General features: G+C 65.6%; 6 protein-coding genes. 4 read left to right on the top strand and 2 right to left on the bottom strand.

Features of this window, described 5'->3' with window-relative positions:
* Positions 1–193: 193 nt before the first annotated feature.
* Both B2W70_RS03020 and B2W70_RS03015 read right to left on the bottom strand, forming a co-directional pair.
* Entirely contained in the window at positions 194–946 is a 753-nt protein-coding gene (locus B2W70_RS03020; RefSeq protein ID WP_083505750.1) for a DsbC family protein, read from the bottom strand.
* A gap of 46 nt (positions 947–992) precedes the next feature.
* A complete protein-coding gene (locus B2W70_RS03015; RefSeq protein ID WP_286742713.1) occupies positions 993–2,162 on the bottom strand; it encodes an FAD-dependent monooxygenase in 1,170 nt (389 codons plus the stop codon).
* Between the two features lie 207 nt (positions 2,163–2,369).
* Between B2W70_RS03015 and ychF the strand changes: the two genes are divergently transcribed.
* The 4 genes from ychF to B2W70_RS02995 all read left to right on the top strand — a co-directional run bounded on the left by ychF (position 2,370) and on the right by B2W70_RS02995 (position 6,622).
* Positions 2,370–3,464, top strand: coding sequence for a redox-regulated ATPase YchF (gene ychF, locus B2W70_RS03010; protein ID WP_058086228.1), 1,095 nt, complete (start codon positions 2,370–2,372; stop codon positions 3,462–3,464).
* Positions 3,465–3,642: 178 nt separating this feature from the next.
* Positions 3,643–5,205, top strand: a complete 1,563-nt coding sequence (locus B2W70_RS03005) for a methyl-accepting chemotaxis protein (protein WP_286742712.1) — start codon at positions 3,643–3,645, stop codon at positions 5,203–5,205.
* Between the two features lie 17 nt (positions 5,206–5,222).
* Complete coding sequence (locus B2W70_RS03000) at positions 5,223–5,921, top strand: hypothetical protein (protein WP_286742709.1); 699 nt, start codon at positions 5,223–5,225, stop codon at positions 5,919–5,921.
* A 113-nt stretch (positions 5,922–6,034) separates the two neighbouring features.
* Complete coding sequence (locus B2W70_RS02995) at positions 6,035–6,622, top strand: chemotaxis protein CheW (RefSeq protein ID WP_083505723.1); 588 nt, start codon at positions 6,035–6,037, stop codon at positions 6,620–6,622.
* Positions 6,623–6,641: the final 19 nt, after the last annotated feature.

Here is a 6,641-nt window from a genome sequence, read left to right as displayed (position 1 = left end):
TTACCTGCCGGTGCGCATCGCCATGAAGATGAAAGACGACGTCTGGCTGGAGATGAACCTGGCCAAGGCGCCACAACAGACGCCGGGACAGCCATCAAGCCACGGGCCTGCAGCCAGCGCAGCGGCGTCCGCGCCGTGAGGCCGGCCTGGCAACAAACAGACCGCCGCCCCGGTGCGACCCGGCTGGCGCGTGTCAGCCGCCCTTGCCTGCTGCCTTGGCCAGGCGCTGCTCCAGGGTCTGCAGCGAAGCAGCGCCCGGCAAGCGGGAGCCGTCTTCAAAGAAGATCGCGGGCGTGCCGTTGACGCGCAGCTTCTGAGACAGCGCCAGGTTGCGCTGCAGGGGCGAGCCGCACTGACCCAGTGCGCGCGGCGGCGCTTCGCCGTCGAGCATCCAGTTCAGCCAGGTCTGGGTGCGGTCTTTGGCGCACCAGATTTGGTCGGCCTTGGTGCGCGAATCATCGCCCAGGATGCCGATGACGAAGGTGTAGACGGTGACGTCCTTGAGCTTCTGGATGTCGCGCTCCAGGCGCTTGCAGTAGCCGCAGTTCGGGTCGGAGAACACCACCATGCGGCGCTTGCCGTTGCCACTCTTCCAGACCACGGCGTCGCGCAGCGGGAAGTTGTCGAAATCGACCTGGTTGATCTCATCCAGCCGGGCCTCGGTGAGGTTGCGCTGGCTGCGCACATCGATGAGTTGCCCGTCGATGAGGTGATCGCCACTGGCGTCGGTGTAGAAAATGTGGCCACCGGCACGCAGCTCGATCAGGCCAGCCATGGACGTGGTGCGAGCACCCTCGATGGGCGGCAGTTGCGGCATGCGCTGCGAGAGTTTTTGCTTGAGCGAATTGAGCTGCGCTGCAGGCAATTCAGCCTGGGCGTGGGCCAGTCCCTGGCTCATCGCCAAAGCAATCAACGTGGCGCGCAGGATTCGGTTGAGTCGGGGCATCAGGGCAGTCCTCAGGGGGCAGGGAGCAAAAACGATGGGGAAAGCATCAGGCGTCCAGGGCGCGGCCGACCAGCCAGTGCTTGAGGGGCCCCAGCCGTTCAACCGCTGACATGCCGACGTTGCGCAGCGCTTTCAGTGGGCCGCGCGAATCGGCGAACAGGTGCAGCATGCCATCGGTGACGGAAGCCATGGCGCGTGTGGGCCATTCGCGTTGGCGCACATAACGCTGCAGCAGGCGCTCATCACCAGGCTCGCGCCAGGGCTCGGCGCGCCGCGCATCCACCAGCACGCTCAACAAGGTGTCGACGTCGGCCAGCCCCAGGTTGAGCCCTTGCCCTGCGAGCGGGTGCACCTGGTGGGCGGCATCACCCAGCAGCACCCAACCCGGGCCAGCCCACCGAGATGCCTGGGCCAGCGACAGCGGCCACGAGGCCAACTCGGAGCTCAGCTTCAGCTCGCCAATCAGCGGCAAGGCTTGCGGGTCGCTGGCCTCGATGGCCTGGTTCAGCTCCCGCTCGAAATCGGCGGCAGGCAGGCTGGTCAACACCTGCGCACGAGCGTGCGGCACCGACCACACCAGGCCGTATGACGCTTGAGGCTCGGGCTGGTTGAAGGGCAACAGGGCCAGCACATCCGGCGAGCGGAACCACTGGCGGGCCACGCCCTGGTGAGGTCGAGAGGCCACCAGGCGGGCAGCCACGCCGCTGTGGCCGTAAGGCTGGCGGTCAAAGCCGATGCCCAGGGCGCGCCGTGAATCGGAGAACTTGCCTTCGCAGATGGCCAGCAGCGACGAGGGCACCGGGGCCTGCCCGTCCTTCAGTGCGCCGACCACTTCGACACGAGGCGCAAAACGCAAAGCGTCGCTGAGCAGTCGCTCCAAGGCGCCGGCATCAGCGATCCAGGCCAGTTCACGCACGCGCTGCTGCCAGGCCGAGAACTCCAGGCTGCCACCGTCGTCTCCACGGATCTGCATGCCAAAGACGGGGGCGGCAAAGGCCTGCAAGGCGGGCCAGATGCGCAGCCGGGTCAGCAAATCGATGGCGCGGGCGTTCAGGGCGTAGGTGCGCACGTCCTGCGAGGTCGGGGCCTGGAAAGCCTCGGCCCTGGCCCAGGCCACGCTGAAGCCTTCGGCCGACAGGCCCAATGCCAGGCTCATGGCCACGGCACCGGAGCCGCTCACGCACACATCGAATCGCTTGCCAGCGGGGGAGTTCATGAAATGGTTTTCCTCAGCGGTGGTGACCCCGGCAGACCGTGCCGTGCAAGACCGCGCCCGGTAATCTACCCGATGGCCAGTGGCACGAAGCGGCCCTTGGCACCGGGGCGCTTAAAATGCCGCGATTGCTGCCGTGCGTCAACGACACGCGTTCGCGCTGTGCGGCCCCTCGTTTCCTGTCCTTTTCCCTCCTGCCATAGGAACACCATGAGCCTCCAATGCGGCATCGTGGGTCTGCCCAACGTCGGCAAGTCCACCCTCTTCAACGCGCTGACCAAGGCCGGCATCGCCGCCGAGAACTACCCCTTCTGCACCATCGAGCCGAACGTCGGCGTGGTGGAAGTGCCCGACCCCCGCCTGGCCCAGCTCTCCGAGATCGTCCAGCCCGAGCGCATCGTGCCGGCCATCGTGGAGTTCGTGGACATCGCCGGCCTGGTGGCGGGCGCCTCGCAGGGTGAAGGCCTGGGCAATCAGTTCCTCAGCCACATCCGCGAGACCGACGCCATCGTCAACGTCGTGCGCTGCTTCGAAGACGACAACGTGATCCACGTGGCCGGCAAGGTGGACCCGATCGCCGACATCGAGGTCATTCAGACCGAGCTGTGCCTGGCCGACCTGGGCACCGTCGAAAAGAGCCTGCACCGCTACAACAAGGCCGCCCGCTCGGGCAACGACAAGGAAGCCGCCGCCCTGGTCAAGGTGCTTGAGAAGTGCCAGGCCGCCCTGGACCAGGCCAAGCCGGTGCGCTCGATCGAGTTCAGCAAGGAAGAGCTGGCCATCCTCAAGCCGCTGTGCCTGATCACGGCCAAGCCCGCCATGTTCGTGGGCAACGTGTCGGAAACCGGCTTCGAGAACAACCCCTTCCTGGACCGCCTGCGCGAGTACGCCGCAGCACAAAAGGGCGAGGTCGTGGCCATTTGCGCCAAGACCGAGGCCGAACTGGCCGAGATGGAAGACGACGATCGCGCCATGTTCCTGGCCGAGATGGGCCAGAGCGAACCAGGCCTGAACCGCCTGATCCGCGCCGGCTTCAAGCTGCTGGGCCTGCAGACCTACTTCACCGCAGGTGTGAAAGAAGTGCGCGCCTGGACGGTGCCCATCGGTGCGACCGCCCCGCAAGCCGCTGGCGTCATCCACACCGACTTCGAGCGTGGCTTCATCCGCGCCCAGACCATCGCCTTCGAGGACTTCATCCAGTACAAGGGCGAGTCCGGCGCGAAAGAGGCCGGCAAGATGCGCGCCGAGGGCAAGGAATACATCGTCAAGGACGGCGACGTGCTGAACTTCCTGTTCAACGTCTGAGCCGGGGCACAGCCCGGGCACAACAGGGGTCGCCGCCGGGAGGCGGTGATCCTTCACGCTTGAGGGCCTTTGCCGCCGCTCAAGGCGCTCAGGCAAACGGCCGATAGCACCTCATCCAGCGTTGCTGGCAGGGTGGTTGACTGCAAGGTGACGCACACGTTTGACCGTGGAGCCGGTCATGTCCTTGAGCAGCTTGATGCGCCGTTTCACCATCCGCACCCGCATGAGGGGTGCCATCGCGATGGTGTTGTCACTCCTGTTGACCGTCGGCGTGGTCGGGCTTTTGGGCCTGCACCGCACCATCGACGAGTCCAGGCATCACGCCGAACACACCTTCTCGGAAATGACCGAGCTCGCTCACATGCGAGAAGCCAGCGCCCTGATGCGGCTGGAGGCGATCCGCGTGGCGATGTTCGCATCGGTGGGTGACATGGGCGGCTTCAAAGACCATGCCAAAGCCTGGCAGGAGCAGGCCGAAAAGCTCAAAAGTGAATCCAGCTCGATGCTCGAAGGCCCCGAGGACGAAGACAACCCGATCGTTCGCGCCTTGCAGCAGGATCTCCAGGCCCACCAGTCCACGATGCAGGGGCTGATTCAGGCCATCGGCACCGGTCAACTCGGGGGTGACAACGTCCAGCCGAAGGTGATGGCCGCCATCGCGCTGGCCGACCCGATCGGCCCCAAGCTCGACCAGATCGACCAGATCATGTCTGACGAATCCGTTGAGGGGCAGGCTTCGCTGGCCGAGCATGCGCAGTGGACACAGGGCGTGTTCATCGCCGTCATCCTGGTCGCGGCCCTCCTCGTCACCCCCCTGACCCTGGTCAACCAGGAGTCGATCTGCAAACCGGTGGAGGCCGCGCGAGATGTGGCGCTGTCGATCTCCAAGGGCAAGCTCGACAACCGCATCCGCATCGACGGGGAGGACGAAGCAGGCGACCTGCTGCGCGCCCTGGAGCAGATGCAATCTGGCCTGAAGACCATCGTGGTGGAGGTTCGGGAGTCGGCACAGGCCATTTCAGTCGCCTCGACAGAGATCGCATCGGGGAACATGGATTTGTCAGGCCGCACGGAAACCGCCGCGTCCAGCCTGCAGCAGACCGCCAGCAGCATGGACGAGCTCACGCAGACGGTGCGCCAGAACGCCGATGCGGCCGGTTGCGCCAATGGCATTGCCCACGAGGCGGCCGATGCCGCCGAGCGTGGCAATGGCATCGTCTCGGGTGTGGTCTCCAGCATGGACGAGATCCAGCGCACGAGCCAGCGCATCCACGACATCATCAGCGTCATCGATGGCATCGCCTTCCAGACCAACATCCTGGCGCTGAACGCCGCCGTGGAAGCGGCCCGCGCAGGCGAGCAAGGCCGCGGCTTCGCGGTGGTGGCCAGCGAAGTGCGCAGCCTGGCTCAGCGCAGCGCGAGTGCCGCACGCGAAATCAAGCAACTCATTCAGGACTCGGGCGAAAAAGTGGCCTCCGGCTCCAGGCTGGTGCAGGAAGCTGGCCACGCGATGGAGGCGATCATCGGCAGCGTGCAACGGGTCAGCCAGACGATTGGCGAGATCTCCGTGACGGCGTCCGAGCAGAGCAATGGCATCGGGCAGATCAACCTGGCGGTGGTCAACCTGGACCAGATGACGCAGCAAAACGCTGCGCTGGTGGAGCAATCGGCCGCCGCTTCGTCCAGCCTGCAGGAGCAGGCCGAGCGACTCAAGCAGACGGTTGCGGCTTTCCAAGTCTGAGCAAACAGGAGCCGAACATGGCACAACTCACCTTCAAACGGATGCTGTGTGGCCTGGGCACGATCGCCTGCCTGTCGGGCGCTCACGCCGCTCGCCCGCTGACGGTGGACGACACCGGCGTCAACGAAGTCGGCACCTGCCAGCTCGAATTCTGGCGGGACCACGAGCATGGCTCACGGCACGTGCACGTCGCCCCGACCTGCGGTGTGCTGCCCGGCCTGGAGCTGAACCTGGAGGTGGTGCGCAGATCCCCCGCCAGCGAGCAGTCGCAAGGGCGCTTCCTGGGCTTTCGCTGGGTGCCGCAGTCCGCCAAATGGGGCGAATGGCAGTTCGGGCTGAAAGCCGGCTGGCTGCAGGAAAAACCGCCCGAGCAAAAGCGCTGGCAGGACGGTGACTGGTCTGCCGCCGTGATGGCATCCAGGCCCCTGAGCGATTCGGTGACGCTGCTGATCAACGTGGGGCACAGCCACCTGACCGACCAGCAGCAGAAGCTGACCACGCATGGCGTGGCCCTGATGTGGAACCTGTCGCCGCGCTGGATGCTCTACGCCGAGGCACTGGGCGACACCCGGCACACGGTGCAAAAAGGCGCGGGCCTGCGCCATTGGGTGATCCCGGAAGTGCTGGGCCTGGATGTGACCGCCATGCGCACCAATTCGCGGGCCGACTCGCGCATCTGGGGCATCGGGTTTGGCTGGTACGGCATCCGGTTCTGACTTGAGCGCGAGAGAGCCCTTCAGTTTTCCGGCAACCTGGCCGATACCCAAGTCTGAGAGCATTGAACCGGTGTGCGCCCCGCTCGGCGCACGAGGACCCCAAGAGGACCGACATGGAAACCCTGCAAGCCGCCCCCCAGACCAGCTCCCCCGCTCGCAGCGATGCAGCCTCATCCGCGGCAGGCTTGGGTGCGCGCCAGAACAACACCCGCCAGGTGCGCCATGCCGCCACGGGTCGTGAATTCCTCACGTTCCGACTGGGCTCCGAAGAGTACGGCATCGACATCCTGAAGGTTCAGGAGATCCGCTCCTACGAGCCACCCACCAAGATCGCCAACGCCCCCGCCTACCTCAAGGGCGTGGTCAACCTGCGAGGCGTGATCGTGCCGATCGTGGACTTGCGCGTGAAGTTCAACTGCGTGCGCGATGACGGCCAGTCCGACATCGACAGCTTCACCGTGGTGATCGTGCTCAACGTCAAGGGCCGCGTGGTGGGTGCGGTCGTCGACTCCGTCAGCGACGTGATGCAGCTGGCCGAGCAGATGATCCAGCCGGCACCGGAGATGAGCGCCTCGGTGATCGACACCAGCTACATCACCGGCATCGCCAACATCAACGAGCGCCTGCTGATCCTGATGGACATCGAGTCGCTGATGGGCAGCGCCGAAATGGGCCTGATCAACAGCCTGACCTCGCACTGAGCGTCACCCTCGCGGCGAG

It is taken from the genome of Aquabacterium sp. UBA2148, assembly GCF_002328915.1.
GTDB lineage: Bacteria > Pseudomonadota > Gammaproteobacteria > Burkholderiales > Burkholderiaceae_C > Aquabacterium > Aquabacterium parvum.
The sequence above is the reverse complement of the archived record's forward strand: the minus strand, read 5'-3'. Positions and strand labels throughout refer to the sequence as shown.

What these genes read in the sequence shown, in the direction of transcription:
- B2W70_RS03020 (WP_083505750.1), bottom strand. Translation starts at nt 946, where the DNA reads ATGCCCCGACTCAACCGAATCCTGCGCGCCACGTTGATTGCTTTGGCG.
- B2W70_RS03015 (WP_286742713.1), bottom strand. Translation starts at nt 2,162, where the DNA reads ATGAACTCCCCCGCTGGCAAGCGATTCGATGTGTGCGTGAGCGGCTCC.
- ychF (WP_058086228.1), top strand. Translation starts at nt 2,370, where the DNA reads ATGAGCCTCCAATGCGGCATCGTGGGTCTGCCCAACGTCGGCAAGTCC.
- B2W70_RS03005 (WP_286742712.1), top strand. Translation starts at nt 3,643, where the DNA reads ATGTCCTTGAGCAGCTTGATGCGCCGTTTCACCATCCGCACCCGCATG.
- B2W70_RS03000 (WP_286742709.1), top strand. Translation starts at nt 5,223, where the DNA reads ATGGCACAACTCACCTTCAAACGGATGCTGTGTGGCCTGGGCACGATC.
- B2W70_RS02995 (WP_083505723.1), top strand. Translation starts at nt 6,035, where the DNA reads ATGGAAACCCTGCAAGCCGCCCCCCAGACCAGCTCCCCCGCTCGCAGC.